Below are 19,868 nucleotides of genomic sequence, written 5' to 3' on the forward strand. Positions count from 1 at the left end.
GGCCCATCGCGGCGGCCCACGGATTCAAGCCGGAGTGCGGGCACACCGAGCCTAAGCGAGGTGCCGAGTGGTGGGGCAAGAGCCCTTTTGGTTACTTTTGGGGCTCTTTTCCAAAAGTGACCCGCTGTAAGAGCGGAACCAATTTAAGCCGTTACCGCAGCAACGGATATGCACCCCGACAGGCCGCCATCGCAGGCAAGCCAGCTCCCACATTAATCGGGTTTACAGGCCGTTACCGGGCAGGCAGTAACTTCAACGTTCCACGCGTATTCGCCGTGACTTCCTCATCAGTAAAGTGCGCCTGCTCATACCCACCCTCAATGTACGTCTGCGCCTGATCACCATAGTGCGAATCAAACGGCACCCCGCTTTGCCCCACCGGGTTGATCGTCAACGCATGAGCCGGGTCAGCGAAGTCAATCAGCCGCCGCGTCGAAGGCCCATACGTCACCGGCCAAGGCGCCGGCCCAATCGCAGCCGATTGGTTATTCGGCACTTCGTGGCTGCCGGGAGCCGGAAACGGCCCAACGTTAAACACCACATCCAACGGCTTCTGCATCCCCAACGGATGCCCGTGCGTCAAGGTATGCGCCTTGCCCCACTGCCACTGACTCGGGTCATCACCAAACGTCGCCTTGAGATGCGCCAGGCTGTTATCCCAGGCAAGTTTCACGGTCTCGGCACGCTTGCCACCCCACCACGGCGAATCCGGCGAATCAGCCAGGCGCGGCAACGCAGCATCGATCACACGCGTACTCAACAGCGACTTGAATAGGTTGTCGCCAAGCTTGGGGTGAAAAGCCGCATCCGTCAGGTTGAACAAAAACTGGTTAAACAACGTGGCACTGGTGGACTCCAGCGGGTAGTCGCCTTTCCATGCAGCCAGTTGATCGACCAGCTTCAACTGCGCCGGGTCCTTGACCACCTCACGCAGTACCGGCAACAACGGCGCCAGCAACCGCGGGCCATACGCGGTGGTTGTACCCAGCTGCAAGGCCTGGCTGTTATTCACATCCCACTTCACGCTGTTGTCGCTCAACTGCGCATTCAACTGCTGGCCACGGTCAGCCAGGTTGTAATAACCGGGAATCTCCATGCCAGTAGGCGACACCGGCTGCGCATTGGCGGACACCACGTACCCGCGCGCCGGGTTTTCTTCCTGGGGGTTGGCGCTGAAAGGATAAAAACCCAACTTGTCGGCCTGAGCGCTGCTGCCATCCAGGATAAACCCCGGGTTGACCCCGGCCGGCCGGATCGGCAACTGCGCCGCCGCCCACCAGCCGATATCGCCCTTGGCATTCGCCCACACAATGTTCAGCCCCGGTGCCGAGACCTTGGCCGCTGCCGCACGCGCCTTGGCCAGCGTGTCGGCGCGGTTGAGCTGGTAAAACCCTTCAAGAATCGGGTTCTGCGTATCAAGGAACGCCCACCACATGGCTATCGGCGTGCTGCCGGCGCTTTCGCCGAGCACGTCATTGATGATCGGGCCGTGGGGCGACTGGCGCAGGGTAATGGTCACCGGCGCCTGGCCCTTGACCGCAATCTGCTGCTCGCTGCTGGTCATGTTGACCCACTGGTCGTGGTACCAGACCTGATTGGGATTGGCCGGGTTGACCTTTTCGGCGATCAGGTCGAGGTCATCGTTCTGGAACATGGTCAGGCTCCAGCCGAAATCCAGGTTGTGCCCCAGGAACGCTACCGGCACCAGTGCGTTGTGATAGCCATACAGCTCAAAGCCCGGCGCCGACAGTTGCGCCTCGTACCACACCGACGGCACCGAGAAGCGGATATGCGGGTCACCCGCCAGCAACGGCTTGCCGCTCTTGGTGCGGCTGCCGCTGATGGCCCAGGCGTTGCTGCCTTCGAACTGCGGCAGGCCGTTGTCGGCCAGGGCTTTATCGCTCAGCGAGGCGAGGGCGCCGAGGCGGTTCCAGTCGCTGGCGGCGAGGTTCAGCGCGCCCTTGGGTTGCCAGTCGAGGTCAAAGACTTTCAGGTAGTCGCCGCCCAACTGGTCACGGATGTACGTCAGCAACGGTTCTGTACGAAACGCGGCGGCAAAGCTGTAGGCCAGGTAACCGGCAACGCTGATGGTGTCTTCGGCGGTAAAGCGGCGTTTGGGAGTGCCCAGCACGTCGAATTCCATCGGGCTGGCGTGGCTGTCCTGATATTGGTTGATGCCGTCCAGATAGGCTTGCAGCGCTTTCCACGCCGGCGAGTCGTGGTCCATGTGTTCCACGTAGCTCAAGGCGCGCTCGCGAATGCGCAGGCTGCGGAACAGTTTGTCGGTCTCCAGCACTTTGGGCCCCAGCACCTCGGCGAGCTCGCCACGGGCCAGGCGCCGCATGATCTCCATCTGGAACAGCCGATCCTGAGCATGCACGTAGCCGAGGGCGCGGTACAGGTCGGTCTCGTTCTCTGCGCGGATGTGCGGCACGCCACGGTCGTCATAACGCACAGTGACCGAGCCCTGCAGGTTGGCCAGTGTTTCGGTGCCCTGGCGGGTCGGTTGCTTGCTGTAGACATACCAGCCGGCGCCCGCCAGGAGGGCGGCAATCAGCAGAGCGAGCACGGTCAGGCTGCGTTTCATGGACGGTCCTTGAGTCAGTCACCTTGGAGGTCAACGGAGTCTAATGGGTTTGGCGAAGGCTCGGGGAATTGCTGCTGCGACAGCCGAGGTTCAAGTGGAGAACACCTCGAAGCGGCTATTATTCCACCTGTCATCTTTGAGCTTTTCGCCATGACCTGCGCCCTGCAACCCCTGTCAGACTCCAGCCGCCCCGAGGCCACCTACGCGTGTTGCCTGGAAGCGCCCTCGCTGATCGGGCAGTTTTTGCAGCACCCGCCAGTGGGCTTTGACGCTCGGCTGTCCGCTCAGGGCCTGCCGTATTTCTTCACGCCATTCGACCTGCTGACCACCGCCGACGACGCATTCGTGGCGCGTGTGCGCGGCTGGCCGGGGTATCGCTTCTGGCATTCGTGGCTGCGTGTCGACAGCTGTTTCGTCGGCACCACGGTCAGCGAATACGCGCCGTTGCCACAACGCATTGCGCCTCAGGACCTCGCGCAATGGCTGCAGGACGAATGCGTGACGCAACGCAAGCTCACTGTCATTAAGGATGTGCCGTGCGACTCCCCACTGCTCAGTGACGCGGACAACCGCTACGCCCAGGCCTTGATCGAGGACTGCACCCGGCGCGGCTTTATCAGCCTGGAGGGCCAGGCACTGGCGTATGTGCCGATCAACTTCACCACGATTGATGAATACCTGGCGCGCTTGTCCCACAGCCGTCGCCGCAATATCCGACGCAAGTTGCGCAGCCGTGAGGCCATGCGCGTGGACATTCTCGACACCGGCGATGCGCGGTTTAACGACGACGCCTGGCTGACGCAATTGTTTGATCTGTACAAGGCGGTGTACGACCAGAGCGAGATCCACTTTGACCTGCTGACCCCTGCGTTTTTCAGCGGCTTGCTGAGGGATCCCGACAGCAACGGCCGCGTGTTCTGCTACTGGCACTGCGACGAGCTGATCGGCTTCAACCTGTGCTACGTGCAGGGCGGCAAGCTGCTCGACAAGTACATCGGCCTGAATTACCCGCTGGCGCTGGAGTTCAACCTCTACTTCGTCAGCTGGTTTGTGAACCTGGAGTACGCCGTGGCCAACGGCCTGAAATTCTATGTGGCGGGCTGGACCGACCCGCAGGTCAAGGCCAACCTCGGCGCCGACTTCACGTTTACGCGCCATTTGGTGTGGGTACGCAACCCGCTGCTGCGCAAGTTGGGCAATCGTTTTCGCCATCATTTTGAAAGCGACAACCAATGGCATCAGGAGCAAACCTCATGAGTGTGGCCCGAGCGCCGCTGATCCTGGATTTCGACGGCGCGGTCAGTGACATCCCCGGCGCAGTCACCGTGCCGCTGCAAACCTGGCAGGAAAAAATCCGTTTCGGCTGCAGTTGGGCGCAATTCAAAGCGTTGGAAACGGCCCTTGATGCACAAATGCCAAGCGACTATGGCTGCGTGTTCACCGGCAGCGGCGACTATCACCACCTCAGCCAACTGCTGCTGAACCGCCTGCCCGCGCAGCAAAAATTTCAGCTGATCATTTGCGACAACCACCCCGACAACATGCGCTACCCGTTCGGCATCCACTGCGGCTCGTGGGTCTACTGGGCCAGCCGCTTGCCGCAGGTCGAGCATGTGCATGTGCTGGGCATTGGCTCGCAGGACATTGCCCTGGGCCACGCCTGGGAAAATCACTGGTCGCCGCTGCTCAAGCGCAAGCTGACCTACTGGAACGTCAACGTCGACACGCGCTGGATGAACTGGGTGGGTGCCAGTCGTGGCAATCGGGCGTTCAGCAATCCCGATGCATTGATGCATGCGTTTCTGGCGCAGTTTGATCCCTCGTTGCCGGTGTACCTGTCCATCGACAAAGACGTGCTGAGCCCCGCCGTGGTGAACACCAACTGGGACCAGGGCGAGTTCCTTGAGCGGCATTTGAACGACCTGATCAGCGCCTGCGAGGGCCGGATCATCGGCGCGGACATCACCGGGGACGTGTCGGCATACAGCTATCAAAGCACGTTCAAGCGCTGGCTGAGTGCGTCCGACGGCCAGGAGCAATTGCCTGCGGCGCAAATACATATCTGGCAGCAACAACAGAACGAGCTGAACAGCCGGCTGGTGACGCGCATCAATCAGGGCTGGCAACAATCGCCTTGAGCTGAGCCAGTATCCGTTCGAAGTGTTCGTCGCTCAGCCAATGGCTGTTGCTGATCGACAGGCTGCGGCGGGCGAAGTCCTCGGCCTGAGTGATCGGGCCTGCCGTCTGCAACAGCGGGGCGACGGCGGGGTAGCCGGGCAGGGTGTGGATAAACAGGCGCGTTACGCCGAGCCCGGAGGTCCACAGCTGGGCCATCGCCGCATCACGGGCCTGTGCAGACGGCATCACCACCATCAGAAAAGGCCAGGTGCCTTGCTGCCCTGGCCGGTCCATCACCACTGAGACGCCGGGCAGGGCATTCAAGCGTGCTGCGCGGTGCAATGCGCGCTGGCGGCCTTGCTGCAAGTAGTCAGGCAAGCGAGCCAGTGCGGCGGCGCCGACTTTGCGTCGATAGCCGCCGAGACGGTGCAGCGGGATGTCGTCGACCGAAAAGTCGTCCCCCACGGCGGCCACTTCATCGCCGTGTGCCAGCGCTGCGCGCAGGCCTTTGCCATACGCGTAATACAAACCGCGCGGCTGATAAACCAGCGCGTAACCCCACAGTTCGGCGCTGCGTTGCAGCTCCCAGCGCAGGCTGAAGGGCAGGTCGTTGCGGCACTGGCGATGCAGTGCCTGATGCAGCACCGGGTCGCGGCTGAACAGCACGCCGCCTTCCGCCGTTGTCAGGCCTTTGCCGAGGGCCATGCTGAAAAACCCCACGTCGCCTTTAAGCCCCACAGAGTGGCCGTCGTCCAGCGCGCCCATGGCTTGGGCGGCGTCTTCGATCACTGCGGCGCCGACGCGACTGGCGATGCGCCTGGCCGTATCCACATCGGCCACGCGCCCCGCCAAGTGAGTGACCACCACTGCGAGGGTGCTTTCGTCGCACAGTTGCGCCATTTGGCTTTCATCCAGGTCGATGCCGCCCTGCTGCAAATCACACGGCACCACCCGCAACGGCGGGCAGTAATGGGCGGCCAATGCCACCAGCGGGCATGTGTAGGCCGGCACGATCAGCCGGGTGCGGCCGGGCATGCGTTGCTGCAACACGCGCAGGGCGATGATCAGTGCGGCAGTGCCGGAGCAGGGCAACGCGGGGAGTGGGATCGAGAGTTGGCGGGCCAGCGCGGGGGCCAGTTCACCCGAAAGGCCGAGTAAATCCTGCCAGCGCAGAGGCAGCCCTGCGGTGGGCGGGATTTCTCGACGGAGCATTACGCGAGCGTTTCCGCAGGGTCGGCTTCGACGACTTTTTCGGCTTCGTCTTCACTGCGCGCCAGGCACAGAATGCCCGCGATGATCAGCGCGCCGCCGATGATTTTGGGCAGGGTCAGGCTGTCATCGAACAGCCAGACGGAGATCAGCGTGACGCTGATCAGCTCCAGGTGCGACGCCGCAAACGCAGGGCCTACCGGCGCGTACTTGAGCAACGTCATCCAGGTGAAGAAGGCGCCGATGTACCCCACGAAAGCGCCGTAGATCCACGGTGCGCCAAACACGCGAACCAGCCAGGCGACATCCATCGCCAAGGGCTCTGCATGCACCGAGGCGAATTTGAAACTGACCTGCGCCAGTGTGTCGAAAATGATCAGCGCGAGAAAACCCAGAATATAAAAGCGTTTCATCATTCGAACCCTACGACGGTCACGCCACAGGCGATCAGCAGGATGCCGATCAACCGCCACTTGCTCAGGCTTTCCTTGAACAGGAAACGCCCGGCAATCATGATCACCACAATGTTGATCGAGCCGAGCATCACGCCCACCGACAACGGCACCAGCGACAGAAACGCCAGCCACAACACGAATTCGAAGACGTAGCAGATGACGCCGAGCCAGATCCACGGGCGCTTGAGCATGTGCTTCCAGTGGGCCAGGCCGTCGTGTTCGGCACTGGCGGAGGCGGCGGCTTTGAATGCCAGCTGGCCGGATGTGTCAACGATCACGTTGAGCATCCAGAGGATGATGGTTAACTGGCTCATGTGTTCCTGTCGTCTGCTTTACAAACCCGCTGGAAAACTACGATACATGAGCCTGCTGGCCGGGTGACTGGAGTTTGCCGGTCGAACAGCTTGTGTTCAGTTTGACGCATTGCCCCACTGGCAATAGCAACCCACCGCCAGGGTGTGGGTGGCATCGATCTCGCGCCCGGCGTCCAGGGCCTTGAGAATCGGCTCGATAAAACTGTTGCCGGTGTTACACGTCAGCCCTTCGCTGTAGGGGCCGAAGTACGCCAGTTTTCCGCTGCGATCCCAAATGCCCACGGCCGGTGTAGCCGGTACCTGGTCGGCACCGTACAGGCCGGCGAGGGTTTTCATGTCGCGCAGGTTATCGGGCAGCTTGCCGTGGCTGCCGGCTTTTTGCAGGGCATAAAACTCGACGCCCTTGGGCGCGTAGTGCTCGATCAGCTCGCTCAGGTGCTGCTGGTTGCCGACATTGCACGGGCACGCCGGGTCCCAGAAGTGCACGAGGCGGATCGGGCCGGGGCCTGCCAGCTCGGCGGGCAGGCGCAAGGCATCGCCGGAAAACACCGCCGTGTGTTCGCTGAACGCCCGCAGGTAGCGGCCCTGGAACCAGTCGTACGCCGTCCACAGCACCCCGGCGCAAATGACCAAAAGCAGGCTGGCGAACAAGGCGGAGCGGTAGGGTTGTCGCATTCAGATCAATCCTCGAAGATCGCGTAGCTTGCCATGCTTGCCCTGACAGATGAATATCGCAGCTCGATATTCATCTTCACCGTGAGTCTGGAACCCTTTATGCCTGTCAGTTTTGACCCCGATCATCTGCGCGAAAGCTTGCGGCCTTTAGTGGATGCGCAACCGCTCAGCGCCGAGGCGCGGGTCTACCAGCGTTTCTACGGGCTGGACCTGTCGGCGCGCAACGTGCCAGCCACCAGCCGCCTGGGGCGCTTCGAAGTGGATGGGTTTCAAGTCGTGGCGCAAGTGTGGTGGCCGCCGGTGCCGGTGGCGACAATGTTCATGTTCCACGGCTTCTACGACCACATGGGGCTGTACCGCAGCGTGGTGGACTGGGCGCTGGATCAGGGTTTCGTGGTGATTGCCTGCGACTTGCCGGGCCATGGCCTGTCCAGCGGCGCGCGCGCCAGCATCGATGATTTTGCGGTGTACCAGGACGTGGTGCAGGCGCTGTTTGCCCAGGCGAAAATGCTGCAACTGCCGCAACCCTGGCACCTGTTCGGGCAAAGCACCGGTGGTGCGGTGGTGGTGGACCACGTGCTCAACCATGGCGCCGACAGCCCGGCTCAGGGTGAAACCTTCCTGCTGTCGCCCTTGGTGCGCCCGCGTGCCTGGGGCTGGTCGCAGGTCAGCTATTACCTGCTGCGCCCGTTCGTCAAAGGCATTGCGCGACGGTTCAGCGAGAACACCCACGACCCTGCATTCAAACCCTTCCTTGAAGCCGACCCGTTACAGCCGCGCCAATTGCCGACTGCCTGGGTGGGCGCATTGTCGCGCTGGATCAAACGCATCGAAGCCGCACCGCGCAGCCCACGTCGGCCGGTGATTGTGCAGGGTGAGGAAGACATGACGGTGGACTGGCAACACAACTTGCAGGTGCTGCGAAGCAAGTTTGATCAGCCCGAGGTATTGATGCTGAAGCGAGGCAGGCATCATTTGGCGAATGAGATTCCAGAGATTCGCGAAGAATACTTCAAGTACCTCACCGATCACCTGAAGTAACAGGGTGGAAGTGTGGGAGCTGGCTTGCCTGCGATAGCGGTGTGACTGACCCACCGCTATCGCAGCGGTGCGACGATTCGACAAGCCCGCTCCCACATTGTTTACTGCGCCAGGCTGGAAGTGCTCTGGCCGACGGCAAGGCCCGCACGTATGGCTGCCAGTGCCGCCTTGTAATACGCCTTACCCTCCGGCGACTCCGCAAACGTGGCGAACTCTTCCAGCTCCGGGTCAGACAAATCCCGATAGACATACAACAACGTGTTATTCAGGTCATTGCCAATCTGCTGCATCAACCGCTCACGCTGGCCATTCAACATGCCCTGCGCCTGACCACCGCCCAACAAGCCGGGGATCATCTGGCTCAAGCTGTCGGCGGCTACACCGGCAATTGCCAGGCTGACTTCCGCACCGGCTTCACGGGCCGGTAACGCTTGGGCGAGGTGGCCGATGATCAGGCTGCGGGTGGCGTCGGCTTCGATGTGCGGCAGGCCCTGAGCATTTTTGGCCAACTGGTCGCGGCGGGTGGCGAGTAACTCGGCGGCGACGATCTTGCGGCCCAACGGCGACTGGAAAAACGCCAGTGCAGGTTTCGGGTCCGCGAGGTTTTGGCGCAATTGCGCTTCGGCGCGCTTGTCCACCGCCTGGGCGGCAAAGCGCTTATTGCTGTTGTCGACCAGCGCCTGGTACACCGCTGGCGGCAGGCTATTGCGGTAGCGCTGCTGGGTCGCACTGAGGGCGTCATTGAAATGCGCACGTTGTTCGGCCCAGCCGGCAACCTTGTACAACTGGTCATGGCCGTCTGCCCAAGCGGGCAAAACGCAGAGCATCAGCATGGAAAAAAACAAACGACGCATAGGGACTCCTGTCAGTCGGCCACTATTGTCCGTGTCGGGCGTAGGATTTGTCGAGAAATCCTATCGGCTACCTGACTAAAGTGTATTCAGACGCTCGGCGGCTCTGTCGGATTCACAGGCGTATGGATACTATGCGCGCCATGCAAATCCCCCTCGATCATCCCCTGCTGCAACGCATTGTCGATGACCTGGCCGAAAAAGGCTGGTCGCAGCAGAACGGCTTCCTGCCCCAGGCTCTGACCCTGGAATTGGCGGCTGAGTGCCATAAACGTGCGGCCGAAGGGGAACTGGCACCTGCCGCAGTCGGACGCGGGCCGGCGCAGGAGATCCGCGAGGGCATTCGCGGTGACCATATCCAGTGGCTGGAGGAGGGCGACGCAGCCGTTTGTGAGACCTACATGGGCGTGATGGACAGCCTGCGCCAGGCGATGAATCGCGGGCTGTTTCTGGGCCTGGAAGATTTCGAAAGCCATTTCGCGATGTACCCGCCGGGCGCGTTCTACCTCAAGCATGTGGACCGTTTTCGCGACGATGACCGGCGCATGGTTTCGGCGGTGGTTTACTTGAATGAGGACTGGCTGCCCGAGCATGGCGGCCAGTTGCGCATGTACCTCAAAGGCGGCGTCGAATACGACGTGGTGCCCACTGGCGGTTGCCTGGTGGTGTTTCTGTCCGGGGAGGTACCCCACGAAGTCCTGCCCGCCACGCGCGAGCGCTTGTCCCTCACTGGCTGGTTTCGCCGGCGCGGCAACGAGCCGTTTTAACCATGGAAAAGATTCTGGTCAGCCGCTGCCTGCTCGGGCACAAGGTGCGCTACGACGGCGAGGCCAGCGGGCCGTTCGATCAATTGGCGGCGTGGCAGGCTGAGGACCGCGTCGTTGCGATCTGCCCGGAAGTGTCGGGCGGTTTGCCGACGCCCAGGCCGTCTGCCGAGATTCCCGGCGGGCAGGGCATCGATGTGTGGGAAGGGCGCGCCCAGGTACTGACGGCCGAGGGCGAAGACTTCAGCGCCGCCTTCCTCGACGGCGCCCGCCAGGCATTGGCGCTGGTGCAGCGCCACGGTATCCGCATCGCTGTGCTCAAGGCCAACAGCCCATCCTGCGGCAACCTGCTGACCTATGACGGCACCTTCAGTGGAGTGAAGGTCAGCGGCGAAGGCGTCACGGCGGCGCTGCTCAAGCGCCATGGGGTGGTGGTGTTCAGTGAGCTGGAATTGCCCGAGGCGGCACAGGCGCTGACCCATCTCACTGACTCAACCTGAATCAACTGTGGGAGCTGGCTTGCCTGCGATAGCTTTGGGTCAGCACCTGATGTGTGACTGACATACTGCTATCGCAGGCAAGCCAGCTCCCACATTGATTGCATTTACTCAGGTGCAAACCACTTCTGCGTCAACGCCTTCAGGCGACCATCCGCCTTAATCTGATGCAATGCCTTGTCCAAACTACTTTTGAACGCCGGATTGCCTTTTTGGAATGGAATCGCCAGCTCAGGTGTTTGCTTATAGACGTCACTGAAATCGAACCGATCCTGCAGCTCGGCAGTCAGAGCGATATGGTTGATAGCCACATCGTATTTGCCGGATTCAACGCCTGGCAGCAGGTCGGCGTCATCGGTGGTGATGAACGAGGGGCGTACGTCCATTTCCTTGGCCAGTTGCTCACCCAGCTCCACTTCAAACCCGGTGAGCTTGTCACCGTCCTTGAAGTTGAAGGGTGGCGTGTTGGCCTCCAGGGCGATACGCAGTTCGCCTCGGTCGAACACATCATCGATCAGGTCGGCATGAGCCAATGGGCTCAGAAGGGAAAGCAACAGTACAAGGCCAGGCGAAAAGCGCATGGTCGCTCCAAAAAATTCAGCTGTGCGATACGCCAGTCGGCGTCGCTTTGCTAGGGTATTGAGTGCCTTGGACAGCAATTTGTCGCGAAGTTGTCATAACCCAACAGATTTCCCGCAGAAACTGGAGAAACGAATGAACGCTCTATTGTCCCGTGCCACGATTGCCAGCTTGCTGCTGGGTGCTTCCATGTTGGCCAGCGCTGCTGACGGAATTCCCCGCAGCGCGCCACCTGAAGGTGCCAAAGTGTTTATCGTGTCGCCAAAAGACGGCGCCACCGTGGATAAAACCTTCACCGTCAAATTCGGCATGGAAGGCCTGAAACTGGCTCCGGCCACCAGCCAGGATCCAGGTACTGGCCACCATCACCTGCTGATCGACCAGAAAGAACTGCCGGACGCCAGCATGCCGATCCCGGCCACCGACACCGTGATCCACTACGGCAAGGCGCAAACCGAAACCGAGCTGACCCTGACCCCGGGCAAGCACACCCTGCAGCTGGTCGCCGGCGACAAACTGCACATGCAGTTCAACCCGACTGTCGCCTCGAAAGTGATCACGGTTAACGTCAAGTAAGCGTTGTTCAGATGAAAAAAAGGGAGCCCCGAGGGGCTCCCTTTTTCGTGGTGCGTTGAAACCTTAGAACAACACGCGGCTACGAATGGTGCCGTTGATGTGCTGCAGCTTCTCTTGCGCCAGGTCCGAGTATTCGGCGTCGACGTCGATTACCACGTAACCGACCTTCTCGTTGGTCTGCAGGAACTGACCGGAGATGTTGATGCCGTTTTCCGCGAAGACCTTGTTGATCTCCATCATCACGCCAGGGATGTTCTGGTGGATGTGCAGCAGACGGTGCTTGCCAGGGTGAGCCGGCAGCGCCACTTCCGGGAAGTTGACGGAAGACACCGAGGTGCCGTTGTCGCTGTACTTGACCAGCTTTTCCGAGACTTCCAGGCCGATGTTGGCTTGGGCTTCAGCAGTGGAGCCACCGATGTGCGGGGTCAGGATCACGTTGTCCAGGCCACGCAGCGGGCTTTCGAAGATGTCGTCGTTGGAGCGTGGCTCCACCGGGAACACGTCGATCGCGGCGCCGATCAGGTGCTTGTCCTTGATCGCGTCGGCCAGTGCGTCCAGCTCGACCACGGTGCCGCGTGCAGCGTTGATCAGGATGCCGCCCTTTTTGATGGCGCGGATTTCCTTCTCGCCGATCATCCACTGGGTCTCAGTGGTTTCCGGAACGTGCAGGGTGACGATGTCGGACATGCCCAGCAGCTCGGTCAGGCTCGACACCTGAGTGGCGTTGCCCAATGGCAGCTTGGTCAGGGTGTCGTAGAAGAACACCTGCATGCCCAGGCCTTCAGCCAGTACCGACAACTGAGTGCCGATCGAGCCGTAACCGACGATACCCAGCTTCTTGCCACGGATTTCGAAGGAGTTGGCTGCGCTTTTGATCCAGCCGCCACGGTGGCAGGAAGCGTTTTTCTCAGGGATGCCGCGCAACAGCAGGATGGCCTCGGCCAGCACCAGCTCCGCAACGGAACGGGTGTTGGAGTACGGTGCGTTGAACACCGCGATGCCGCGCTCGCGTGCAGCATTGAGGTCGACCTGGTTGGTGCCGATGCAGAAACAGCCGACCGCCACGAGCTTCTTGGCGTGATCGAAGATCTCTTCGGTCAACTGAGTGCGGGAGCGAATGCCGATAAAATGCGCGTCGGCGATCTTTTCCTTTAACTGGGCTTCCGGCAGAGAACTGGTGATGTACTCAATGCTGGTGTACCCGGCGGCCTTCAGGACTTCGACGGCCGATGGGTGGACGCCTTCCAGAAGAAGGAACTTGATCTTGCTCTTATCGAGAGAAGTCTTGCTCATCTGCGTAAACCTGTATCCCGGAGAAAAATGGCAGGGAATCGGATCGCGTAAGCTGACCCGGACGGCAGGAAAGCCGTCACCGCAAAACGCCCTTGGGCTCTGTCCTGCGGGGGCGGTATGCTAGCATACGTGCCCCGCTAAACACCCATTCCTGCGACGTGAAGCGTTCTCAGGATGACCATGAATTGTTCGAGAGTTCTGTCGATGACCCATCCTGCCCTGATTGATGAGCTGAAGACCCTGGTAGAGCCTGGCAAGGTCCTGACCGATGCTGACTCCCTTGAGGCTTATGGCAAGGATTGGACCAAGCACTTCGCGCCGGCTCCGGTGGCTATTGTCTTCCCGAAGACCACTGAGCAGGTGCAGGCCATCGTCCGTTGGGCCAATGAACACAAGGTGGCGCTGGTGCCATCGGGTGGGCGTACCGGCCTGTCGGCAGCTGCGGTGGCAGCGAATGGCGAAGTGGTGGTGTCGTTCGACTACATGAACCAGATTCTCGAGGTGAACCTCACCGACCGCACTGCCAGGTGCCAGCCGGGCGTGGTCACCAAGCAATTGCAGAACGTCGCCGAAGAAAAAGGCCTGTACTACCCGGTGGACTTCGCCTCGTCCGGTTCCAGCCAGATTGGCGGCAATATCGGCACCAATGCCGGCGGGATCAAGGTTATTCGCTACGGCATGACCCGTAACTGGGTGGCCGGCATGAAGGTCGTCACCGGCAAGGGTGATGTGCTGGAGCTGAACCGCGACCTGATCAAGAACGCCACCGGCTACGACATGCGCCAGCTGTTTATCGGCGCCGAAGGTACGTTGGGTTTTGTGGTCGAAGCCACCATGCGTCTGGACCGTGCGCCAAAGAACCTCACCGCGATGGTGCTCGGCACCACTGATTTCGACTCGATCATGCCGGTGCTGCACGCCTTCCAGAGCAAGCTCGACCTGACCGCCTTCGAGTTCTTCTCCGACAAGGCCCTGGCCAAAGTGATGGGGCGTGGCGACGTGCCGGCGCCGTTCGAAACCGAGTGCCCGTTCTACGCGCTGCTGGAATTCGAAGCCACCACCGAAGAAGTCGCCAACCACGCCCTGGAAACCTTCGAACACTGTGTGGAGCAGGGTTGGGTGCTGGACGGCGTGATGAGCCAGAGCGAAACCCAGCTGCATAACCTGTGGAAACTGCGCGAGTACATCTCCGAAACCATTTCCCACTGGACGCCGTACAAGAACGACATTTCGGTGACTGTCTCCAAAGTACCGGCGTTCTTGAAGGAAATCGACGCGATCGTTGGCCAACACTACCCGGACTTCGAAATCGTCTGGTTCGGCCATATCGGCGACGGCAACCTGCACCTGAACATCCTCAAGCCGGAAAACCTGAGCAAGGACGAGTTCTTCGCCAAGTGTGCCACCGTGAACAAGTGGGTATTTGAAACCGTGCAGAAGTACAACGGTTCGATCTCCGCCGAACATGGTGTTGGCATGACCAAGCGCGATTACCTGACCTACAGCCGCTCCCCGGTTGAAATCGACTACATGAAAGCAGTGAAAGCGGTGTTCGACCCGAACGGGATCATGAACCCTGGCAAGATCTTCGCTGTTTAACCGCCCCCTGAAGGAGTCGTTCCATGAGCTACCAGCACAAGTATGTCGACGGCACCAACATCCACTTTCCCCTGGGTAAGGTGGTGTGTATCGGGCGTAACTACGCCGAACACGCCAAGGAACTGGACAACCCGGTACCGACCGAGCCGTTGCTGTTCATCAAGCCGGGCAGCTGCGTGGTTGCGCTGGAAGGTGGGTTTGCCATTCCGACCGAGCGCGGTTCGGTGCATTACGAAGCTGAAATCGCGGTATTGATCGGCAAACCGCTGTCGACCAAGCCCAGCCGCGAAGAAGTGCTGGACGCCATCTCCGGTTTCGCCCCGGCGCTGGACCTGACACTGCGCGACAAGCAGGCCGAGCTGAAAGCCAAGGGCCTGCCGTGGGAAATCGCCAAGTCCTTCGACGGCGCGGCGGTGATCGCGCCGTTCGTGGTTGGCAGCACGTTCCCGGACCTGACCGACATCGGCATTCGCCTGACCATCAACGGCGAAGTGCGCCAGGACGGTAACAGCTCGCAGATGCTCAACCCGATCATCCCGATGATCCAGCACATGGCCAGCTGCTTCTCGCTGCAGGCGGGCGATGTAATCCTCACCGGCACGCCGGCTGGCGTGGGCCCGCTGAATGTGGGTGATGAACTGGTGCTGGAGTTGGGTGGCGGCAGCCGCTTCGAAAGCAGCGTTCGCTAAAGGCTGAATACAGTCCAAATGTGGGAGCTGGCTTGCCTGCGATGACGGTGGTGAATTCACTGACGCCATCGCAGGCAAGCCAGCTCCCACAGGGGTTTGTGTGCATACCAGGCTTCGGGTTTTGCATTTTTTTCACACACCATCCGGATAATCCCCAGCCTCCTGCGCGCAGGCCCGTTGATCCTGTGCTATCACCTTAAGCTGACTTCCCGGAAAAGCACCCCATGGCCGTGCCCTTGCCTACCGTCACTTCCAAGCCTCGCTCCCGTCTCTCCCTGCGCTGGTATTCCTGGCTGCTTTTGGTCGGGGTGATTGTGTATGGCGTTTCATGGGTCATGCATTGGGACGATCGCGGCGTCTTGTGGGTAGCGGAGCGCTTTGAAACCCCGGCCGAACAGCAAGCCAGCGTGTGGCTGCCTGACTATCAGGTGGTCATCGACGCCAAAGTGTTGCCCAGCATGGAAAAGGACGAAGCCTCGGATGTGACGTACAACCCGCAGACCAAAACTCTGTTTTCCGTCATGGGCAAAAACCCGTTCCTTGTTGAGCTAAGCCTGCAAGGCGATGTGCTGCGCAAAATGCCGCTCATTGGCTGGAACAACCCGGAAGGTCTGACGATGATGGAAGATGGCCATATGGCCATTGTCGATGAGCGTATGCACAGCCTGACCGTGGTCAAGGTAGACCCGGGCACCCAGCAGTTGAACATCGCCGACTTCAAGCCTTACGACCTGGGCCCGTCCAAAAACCAGAACAAAGCCTTCGAAGGCGTCACCTGGGACAAGCGCAATCACCAGATCGTACTCGGCGAAGAGCGCCCGCCCGCGCTGTTCACCTTGAAAAGCGATGGCATTGCGCTGACCGGCGACAAGCAAAAGGTCGCCAGCACCGAGCTGGACATGCGCAACCTTTCGGCGTTGGCGGTCGACCCACGTACCGGGCACCTGCTGGTGCTGTCGGCCGACTCTCACCTGTTGCTGGAACTGGATGAAAAGGGCGAGCAAGTCAGCTTCATGACCCTGCTCGGCGGCTTCAACGGCCTCAAGCAAACCATCCCTCGCGCAGAAGGCGTGACCATGGATGAGAACGGCACGCTGTACATGGTCAGTGAGCCGAACCTGTTCTATCGTTTCGAAAAGCAAAAATAACCCACGATTACGTCGGATATTTCTCCAGGAACGGCATTCGCCAGACATCGGGCAGCGTTTAAGTTTAAATTCAGACAGGCGTGATATTCATTCGCCACTTTTGATCTTGAGCCCTGCTGATGCGCCGATTTACCCGCCCCAAACCCGCATTACTTATTCTGTTGCTGATTGCCCTGGTTGCCACCGGGTTGGTCGCGCAGCAACTTCGCTTGTTCGAACGCGCGTGGTTCAACTGGCAGACCTGGCGCTCGCCTGCCGATGAGCGCTCGATTGGCCTGGCCGATTACCGCGTAGTGGTGGAAGGCCAGGTGATCGAAGGCCTTAATGACGACGTCTCGGCACTCACCTATGACCCGGTGCGCAAAAGCCTGTTTACCGTTACCAATAAAAACGCCGAGCTGATCGAGTTGTCGCTGGAGGGCAAACTCCTGCGGCGCATCCCGCTGGTGGGTTTTGGCGATGCCGAGGCGGTGGAGTTCATCAGCGACAACATCTACGTGATCAGCGATGAAGCCCAGCAGCGGCTGATCAAAGTGCATGTGGATGACGACACGAAATTTCTCGACGCCGCCGACGCGGAGCAAATGACCCTCGGCGTGCACATTGGCGGCAACAAAGGTTTCGAAGGCCTGGCCTACGATTCGGTGGGCAAGCGCCTGTTCGTGGCCAAGGAGCGCGACCCGATGTTGATCTACGAGGTCCACGGGTTTCCCCACTTCAAGCCGGAAAAAACCTATTCGGTGCACGTGATCAACAACCCCAAGCGCGATGCCGGGCTGTTTGTACGCGACCTGTCGAGCCTGCAATACGACGAGCGCAGCGGGCATTTGCTGGCGCTGTCGGATGAGTCGTTTCTGGTGCTGGAGCTGGACATTGACGGTCGCCCGTTAAGCAGCTTGTCGTTGCTCAACGGGCGCCAGGGCCTGAAAAAACGTGTGCCTCAGGCCGAAGGAATCGCCATGGATGACGAAGGCAGCTTGTATCTGGTCAGCGAGCCGAACCTGTTTTACGTGTTCAAGAAGCCTTGACCCCCAAGCCGCCGCTGAACCCCTGTGGGAGCTGGCTTGCCTGCGATGGCTTTGGTGAATGCACCGCCGCCATCGCAGGCAAGCCAGCTCCCACTAAAAGCACAGCCGCTTTGCTTAGGCCTTGAGGGTTTTGACGCCTTCAGCGGTGCCCAGCAGCAGCACATCCGCCGGGCGTGCGGCGAACAGGCCGTTGGTCACTACGCCAACGATGGCATTGATCTGGCTTTCCAGCTCCACCGGGTTGGTAATCTGCATATTGAACACGTCAATGATGATGTTGCCGTTGTCAGTCAACACGCCTTCACGGTACACCGGGTCGCCGCCGAGTTTTACCAGCTCGCGGGCCACGTGGCTGCGGGCCATCGGGATCACTTCCACCGGCAGCGGGAATGCGCCGAGCACCGGCACCAGCTTGCTGCCGTCGGCGATGCAGATGAAGGTCTTGGCCACGGCCGCGACGATCTTCTCGCGGGTCAGGGCTGCGCCGCCGCCTTTGATCAGGTTCAGGTGCGCGTCACTTTCGTCGGCGCCGTCGATGTAGAACTCCAGGTCGCTCACGGTATTGAGTTCGTACACCGGAATGCCATGGCCTTTGAGGCGTGCGGCGGTGGCTTCGGAGCTGGCGACGGCGCCGTCGAATGCGCCTTTGTGCTGGGCCAGTGCGTCAATAAAGCAGTTGGCAGTGGAGCCGGTGCCGACACCGACGACGCTCTTGTCGTCGAGTTTGGGAAGGATTAAATCGACGGCGGCCTGGGCCACTGCCTGTTTGAGTTGATCCTGGGTCATGCGGGCTCCGGAACGGGCGGGGACTAAAGAGGGGCGCGAGTATAACCCAACAAAACCTCGGGATTCGTGTGGTCGCCCGGCCAAACGCTGGGTTAGACTCCTTGGCCCTGCCCAACCTGCTCAGTGATTTCCGCCGATGCTTGAACAGTACGTCAAAAAGATCCTCACCTCGCGCGTCTACGACATCGCCGTGGAAACCCCGTTGCAAACTGCTCGCCAGCTCTCCGAGCGGCTGGGCAACAACGTTTGGCTCAAGCGCGAAGACTTGCAGCCGGTGTTCTCGTTTAAGATTCGCGGCGCCTATAACAAGCTGACCCAGTTGACGGCTGAGGAGCGCGCGCGCGGCGTGGTTACGGCGTCGGCGGGCAACCATGCTCAGGGCCTGGCACTGGCCGCTAAAGTATTGGGGGTGAAAGCCACCATCGTGATGCCCAAGACCACGCCCGAAATCAAGGTTGAAGGCGTGCGTTCGCGTGGCGGCAAAGTGGTGCTGCATGGCGATACCTTCCCGGAAGCGTTGGCCTATTCGCTGAAACTGGTCGACGAAAAAGGCTACGTCTACATTCACCCTTATGATGACCCACACACCATTGCCGGGCAGGGCACCGTGGCGATGGAAATTCTGCGTCAGCACCCGGGGCCACTGGACGCGATTTTCGTGCCGGTGGGCGGCGGCGGGCTGATCGCCGGTATCGCGGCGTACGTGAAATACCTGCGCCCGGACATCAAGATCATCGGCGTTGAGCCAGACGACTCCAACTGCCTGCAAGCCGCCATGGCTGCGGGTGAGCGCGTGGTGTTGCCAACCGTGGGCATTTTTGCCGACGGCGTGGCGGTGGCGCAGATCGGCCAGTACACCTTCGAAATCTGCAAAGACTATGTAGATGAAGTGATCACCGTGAGCACCGATGAAATCTGTGCGGCGATCAAGGATATCTACGACGATACGCGTTCGATCACCGAGCCTGCGGGCGCCCTGGGCGTGGCAGGCATCAAGAAATACGTGGAGACCCGTGGTGTCACCGGGCAAACCCTGGTCGCCATCGACTCCGGCGCCAACGTGAACTTCGACCGCCTGCGCCATGTGGCCGAGCGCGCCGAGCTGGGTGAAGGCCGCGAAGCCATCATCGCCGTGACCATCCCCGAGCAGCCGGGCAGCTTCAAGGCGTTCTGCGAAGCCGTGGGCAAGCGCCAGATCACCGAATTCAACTACCGCTACCACTCCGGCCGCGAGGCGCACATCTTTGTCGGCGTGCAGACTCACCCGGAAAACGACCCGCGCAGCACGTTGATCGCCAGCCTTACGGGCCAGGGTTTCCCGGTGCTGGACCTCACCGAAAACGAACTGGCCAAGTTGCACATCCGCCATATGGTCGGTGGGCATGCGGCCAAAGTCAGTGACGAGTTGGTGTTTCGCTTCGAATTCCCGGAGCGCCCCGGCGCGCTGTTCAACTTCCTCAACAAGCTGGGCGGGCGCTGGAACATCTCGATGTTCCACTACCGCAACCACGGCGCCGCCGATGGCCGTGTGGTCGCGGGCCTGCAAGTACCGGCGGACGAGCGCCACCTGGTGCCGGCCGCTCTGGCCGAAATCGGTTACCCGTACTGGGATGAAAGCGAAAACCCGGCCTACCAGCTGTTCCTCGGTTGAGCGACTAC

Annotated in this window: 20 protein-coding genes; 11 read left to right on the forward strand and 9 right to left on the reverse strand. The window is 60.7% G+C overall.

Translation table 11 applies throughout. The features are described 5' to 3' along the window. Positions 1-232 precede the first annotated feature (232 nt). Positions 233-2,587: a penicillin acylase family protein gene (locus ACP7A2_RS04690; protein ID WP_426133300.1), complete on the reverse strand. Its 2,355-nt coding sequence runs from the start codon at positions 2,585-2,587 to the stop codon at positions 233-235. Positions 2,588-2,737: 150 nt separating this feature from the next. On the opposite strand from ACP7A2_RS04690, the gene ACP7A2_RS04695 reads away from it, so the two are divergent. Together ACP7A2_RS04695 and ACP7A2_RS04700 are read left to right on the forward strand one after the other, a co-directional pair. Beyond that, positions 2,738-3,844, forward strand: a complete 1,107-nt coding sequence (locus tag ACP7A2_RS04695; RefSeq protein WP_426133301.1) for a GNAT family N-acetyltransferase — start codon at positions 2,738-2,740, stop codon at positions 3,842-3,844. Further along, positions 3,841-4,725 (forward strand): hypothetical protein, encoded by an 885-nt coding sequence (locus ACP7A2_RS04700; protein ID WP_426133302.1) that lies wholly within the window; start codon positions 3,841-3,843, stop codon positions 4,723-4,725. The genes ACP7A2_RS04695 and ACP7A2_RS04700 overlap by 4 nt, the downstream gene beginning before the upstream one ends. Here the strand turns inward: ACP7A2_RS04700 and ACP7A2_RS04705 are convergent. From ACP7A2_RS04705 to ACP7A2_RS04720, 4 genes are all read right to left on the reverse strand, one after another. After that, on the reverse strand, positions 4,697-5,917 hold the full coding sequence (locus ACP7A2_RS04705) for a DegT/DnrJ/EryC1/StrS family aminotransferase (RefSeq protein ID WP_426133303.1): 1,221 nt from the start codon (positions 5,915-5,917) through the stop codon (positions 4,697-4,699). The two genes, ACP7A2_RS04700 and ACP7A2_RS04705, sit on opposite strands and share 29 nt — an antisense overlap. After that, on the reverse strand, positions 5,917-6,327 hold the full coding sequence (locus ACP7A2_RS04710) for a DMT family transporter (protein WP_348056811.1): 411 nt from the start codon (positions 6,325-6,327) through the stop codon (positions 5,917-5,919). Before ACP7A2_RS04710 ends, ACP7A2_RS04705 begins: the two co-directional genes overlap by 1 nt. Beyond that, positions 6,327-6,683 carry an EamA family transporter gene (locus ACP7A2_RS04715; RefSeq protein ID WP_375070623.1) on the reverse strand — a complete coding sequence of 119 codons (357 nt, stop codon included), beginning with the start codon at positions 6,681-6,683 and terminating at the stop codon, positions 6,327-6,329. Before ACP7A2_RS04715 ends, ACP7A2_RS04710 begins: the two co-directional genes overlap by 1 nt. A gap of 96 nt (positions 6,684-6,779) precedes the next feature. After that, positions 6,780-7,358, reverse strand: coding sequence for a DUF6436 domain-containing protein (locus tag ACP7A2_RS04720; protein WP_348056815.1), 579 nt, complete (start codon positions 7,356-7,358; stop codon positions 6,780-6,782). Positions 7,359-7,457: 99 nt separating this feature from the next. Between ACP7A2_RS04720 and ACP7A2_RS04725 the strand changes: the two genes are divergently transcribed. Continuing rightward, complete coding sequence (locus ACP7A2_RS04725; protein ID WP_426133433.1) at positions 7,458-8,399, forward strand: alpha/beta hydrolase; 942 nt, start codon at positions 7,458-7,460, stop codon at positions 8,397-8,399. A gap of 101 nt (positions 8,400-8,500) precedes the next feature. Here the strand turns inward: ACP7A2_RS04725 and ACP7A2_RS04730 are convergent, their stop codons facing one another. Further along, a complete protein-coding gene (locus ACP7A2_RS04730) occupies positions 8,501-9,253 on the reverse strand; it encodes a DUF2059 domain-containing protein (protein ID WP_348056817.1) in 753 nt (250 codons plus the stop codon). A gap of 131 nt (positions 9,254-9,384) precedes the next feature. Between ACP7A2_RS04730 and ACP7A2_RS04735 the strand changes: the two genes are divergently transcribed. Both ACP7A2_RS04735 and ACP7A2_RS04740 read left to right on the forward strand, forming a co-directional pair. Then, positions 9,385-10,017, forward strand: a complete 633-nt coding sequence (locus ACP7A2_RS04735) for a 2OG-Fe(II) oxygenase (protein ID WP_426133434.1) — start codon at positions 9,385-9,387, stop codon at positions 10,015-10,017. Between the two features lie 2 nt (positions 10,018-10,019). Further along, on the forward strand, positions 10,020-10,514 hold the full coding sequence (locus ACP7A2_RS04740; protein WP_426133304.1) for a DUF523 domain-containing protein: 495 nt from the start codon (positions 10,020-10,022) through the stop codon (positions 10,512-10,514). A 104-nt stretch (positions 10,515-10,618) separates the two neighbouring features. Here the strand turns inward: ACP7A2_RS04740 and ACP7A2_RS04745 are convergent, their stop codons facing one another. Then, positions 10,619-11,092, reverse strand: a complete 474-nt coding sequence (locus ACP7A2_RS04745; RefSeq protein ID WP_426133305.1) for a transporter substrate-binding domain-containing protein — start codon at positions 11,090-11,092, stop codon at positions 10,619-10,621. A 133-nt stretch (positions 11,093-11,225) separates the two neighbouring features. Between ACP7A2_RS04745 and ACP7A2_RS04750 the strand changes: the two genes are divergently transcribed. After that, positions 11,226-11,666: a DUF4399 domain-containing protein gene (locus ACP7A2_RS04750; RefSeq protein WP_426133306.1), complete on the forward strand. Its 441-nt coding sequence runs from the start codon at positions 11,226-11,228 to the stop codon at positions 11,664-11,666. A gap of 63 nt (positions 11,667-11,729) precedes the next feature. Here ACP7A2_RS04750 and serA read toward each other — a convergent pair whose 3' ends face one another. Further along, a complete protein-coding gene (serA, locus tag ACP7A2_RS04755; RefSeq protein WP_426133307.1) occupies positions 11,730-12,959 on the reverse strand; it encodes a phosphoglycerate dehydrogenase in 1,230 nt (409 codons plus the stop codon). Between the two features lie 204 nt (positions 12,960-13,163). Between serA and ACP7A2_RS04760 the strand changes: the two genes are divergently transcribed. The 4 genes from ACP7A2_RS04760 to ACP7A2_RS04775 all read left to right on the forward strand — a co-directional run bounded on the left by ACP7A2_RS04760 (position 13,164) and on the right by ACP7A2_RS04775 (position 17,423). Continuing rightward, the gene (locus ACP7A2_RS04760) at positions 13,164-14,558 is read left to right on the forward strand and encodes an FAD-binding oxidoreductase (RefSeq protein WP_426133308.1); all 1,395 of its coding nucleotides are present in this window, start codon (positions 13,164-13,166) and stop codon (positions 14,556-14,558) included. Between the two features lie 23 nt (positions 14,559-14,581). After that, entirely contained in the window at positions 14,582-15,247 is a 666-nt protein-coding gene (locus ACP7A2_RS04765; protein ID WP_426133309.1) for a fumarylacetoacetate hydrolase family protein, read from the forward strand. A 224-nt stretch (positions 15,248-15,471) separates the two neighbouring features. Continuing rightward, on the forward strand, positions 15,472-16,395 hold the full coding sequence (locus ACP7A2_RS04770; protein WP_426133310.1) for an SdiA-regulated domain-containing protein: 924 nt from the start codon (positions 15,472-15,474) through the stop codon (positions 16,393-16,395). 119 nt (positions 16,396-16,514) lie between these two features. Next, complete coding sequence (locus ACP7A2_RS04775; protein ID WP_426133311.1) at positions 16,515-17,423, forward strand: SdiA-regulated domain-containing protein; 909 nt, start codon at positions 16,515-16,517, stop codon at positions 17,421-17,423. Positions 17,424-17,537: 114 nt separating this feature from the next. Here ACP7A2_RS04775 and rpiA read toward each other — a convergent pair whose 3' ends face one another. Continuing rightward, complete coding sequence (gene rpiA, locus ACP7A2_RS04780; protein ID WP_426133312.1) at positions 17,538-18,209, reverse strand: ribose-5-phosphate isomerase RpiA; 672 nt, start codon at positions 18,207-18,209, stop codon at positions 17,538-17,540. 136 nt (positions 18,210-18,345) lie between these two features. On the opposite strand from rpiA, the gene ilvA reads away from it, so the two are divergent. Then, complete coding sequence (gene ilvA / locus ACP7A2_RS04785; protein WP_426133313.1) at positions 18,346-19,860, forward strand: threonine ammonia-lyase, biosynthetic; 1,515 nt, start codon at positions 18,346-18,348, stop codon at positions 19,858-19,860. The last annotated feature ends 8 nt before the right edge of the window (positions 19,861-19,868 follow it).

Source organism: Pseudomonas sp. PWP3-1b2, assembly GCF_049896045.1.
Taxonomy (GTDB): Bacteria; Pseudomonadota; Gammaproteobacteria; order Pseudomonadales; family Pseudomonadaceae; genus Aquipseudomonas; species Aquipseudomonas antarctica_B.

Excerpts from the sequence above, each read along its gene's own strand:
- ACP7A2_RS04690 (WP_426133300.1), bottom strand. The coding sequence starts at position 2,587 with ATGAAACGCAGCCTGACCGTGCTCGCTCTGCTGATTGCCGCCCTCCTG.
- ACP7A2_RS04695 (WP_426133301.1), top strand. The coding sequence starts at position 2,738 with ATGACCTGCGCCCTGCAACCCCTGTCAGACTCCAGCCGCCCCGAGGCC.
- ACP7A2_RS04700 (WP_426133302.1), top strand. The coding sequence starts at position 3,841 with ATGAGTGTGGCCCGAGCGCCGCTGATCCTGGATTTCGACGGCGCGGTC.
- ACP7A2_RS04705 (WP_426133303.1), bottom strand. The coding sequence starts at position 5,917 with ATGCTCCGTCGAGAAATCCCGCCCACCGCAGGGCTGCCTCTGCGCTGG.
- ACP7A2_RS04710 (WP_348056811.1), bottom strand. The coding sequence starts at position 6,327 with ATGAAACGCTTTTATATTCTGGGTTTTCTCGCGCTGATCATTTTCGAC.
- ACP7A2_RS04715 (WP_375070623.1), bottom strand. The coding sequence starts at position 6,683 with ATGAGCCAGTTAACCATCATCCTCTGGATGCTCAACGTGATCGTTGAC.
- ACP7A2_RS04720 (WP_348056815.1), bottom strand. The coding sequence starts at position 7,358 with ATGCGACAACCCTACCGCTCCGCCTTGTTCGCCAGCCTGCTTTTGGTC.
- ACP7A2_RS04725 (WP_426133433.1), top strand. The coding sequence starts at position 7,458 with ATGCCTGTCAGTTTTGACCCCGATCATCTGCGCGAAAGCTTGCGGCCT.
- ACP7A2_RS04730 (WP_348056817.1), bottom strand. The coding sequence starts at position 9,253 with ATGCGTCGTTTGTTTTTTTCCATGCTGATGCTCTGCGTTTTGCCCGCT.
- ACP7A2_RS04735 (WP_426133434.1), top strand. The coding sequence starts at position 9,385 with ATGCGCGCCATGCAAATCCCCCTCGATCATCCCCTGCTGCAACGCATT.
- ACP7A2_RS04740 (WP_426133304.1), top strand. The coding sequence starts at position 10,020 with ATGGAAAAGATTCTGGTCAGCCGCTGCCTGCTCGGGCACAAGGTGCGC.
- ACP7A2_RS04745 (WP_426133305.1), bottom strand. The coding sequence starts at position 11,092 with ATGCGCTTTTCGCCTGGCCTTGTACTGTTGCTTTCCCTTCTGAGCCCA.
- ACP7A2_RS04750 (WP_426133306.1), top strand. The coding sequence starts at position 11,226 with ATGAACGCTCTATTGTCCCGTGCCACGATTGCCAGCTTGCTGCTGGGT.
- serA (WP_426133307.1), bottom strand. The coding sequence starts at position 12,959 with ATGAGCAAGACTTCTCTCGATAAGAGCAAGATCAAGTTCCTTCTTCTG.
- ACP7A2_RS04760 (WP_426133308.1), top strand. The coding sequence starts at position 13,164 with ATGACCCATCCTGCCCTGATTGATGAGCTGAAGACCCTGGTAGAGCCT.
- ACP7A2_RS04765 (WP_426133309.1), top strand. The coding sequence starts at position 14,582 with ATGAGCTACCAGCACAAGTATGTCGACGGCACCAACATCCACTTTCCC.
- ACP7A2_RS04770 (WP_426133310.1), top strand. The coding sequence starts at position 15,472 with ATGGCCGTGCCCTTGCCTACCGTCACTTCCAAGCCTCGCTCCCGTCTC.
- ACP7A2_RS04775 (WP_426133311.1), top strand. The coding sequence starts at position 16,515 with ATGCGCCGATTTACCCGCCCCAAACCCGCATTACTTATTCTGTTGCTG.
- rpiA (WP_426133312.1), bottom strand. The coding sequence starts at position 18,209 with ATGACCCAGGATCAACTCAAACAGGCAGTGGCCCAGGCCGCCGTCGAT.
- ilvA (WP_426133313.1), top strand. The coding sequence starts at position 18,346 with ATGCTTGAACAGTACGTCAAAAAGATCCTCACCTCGCGCGTCTACGAC.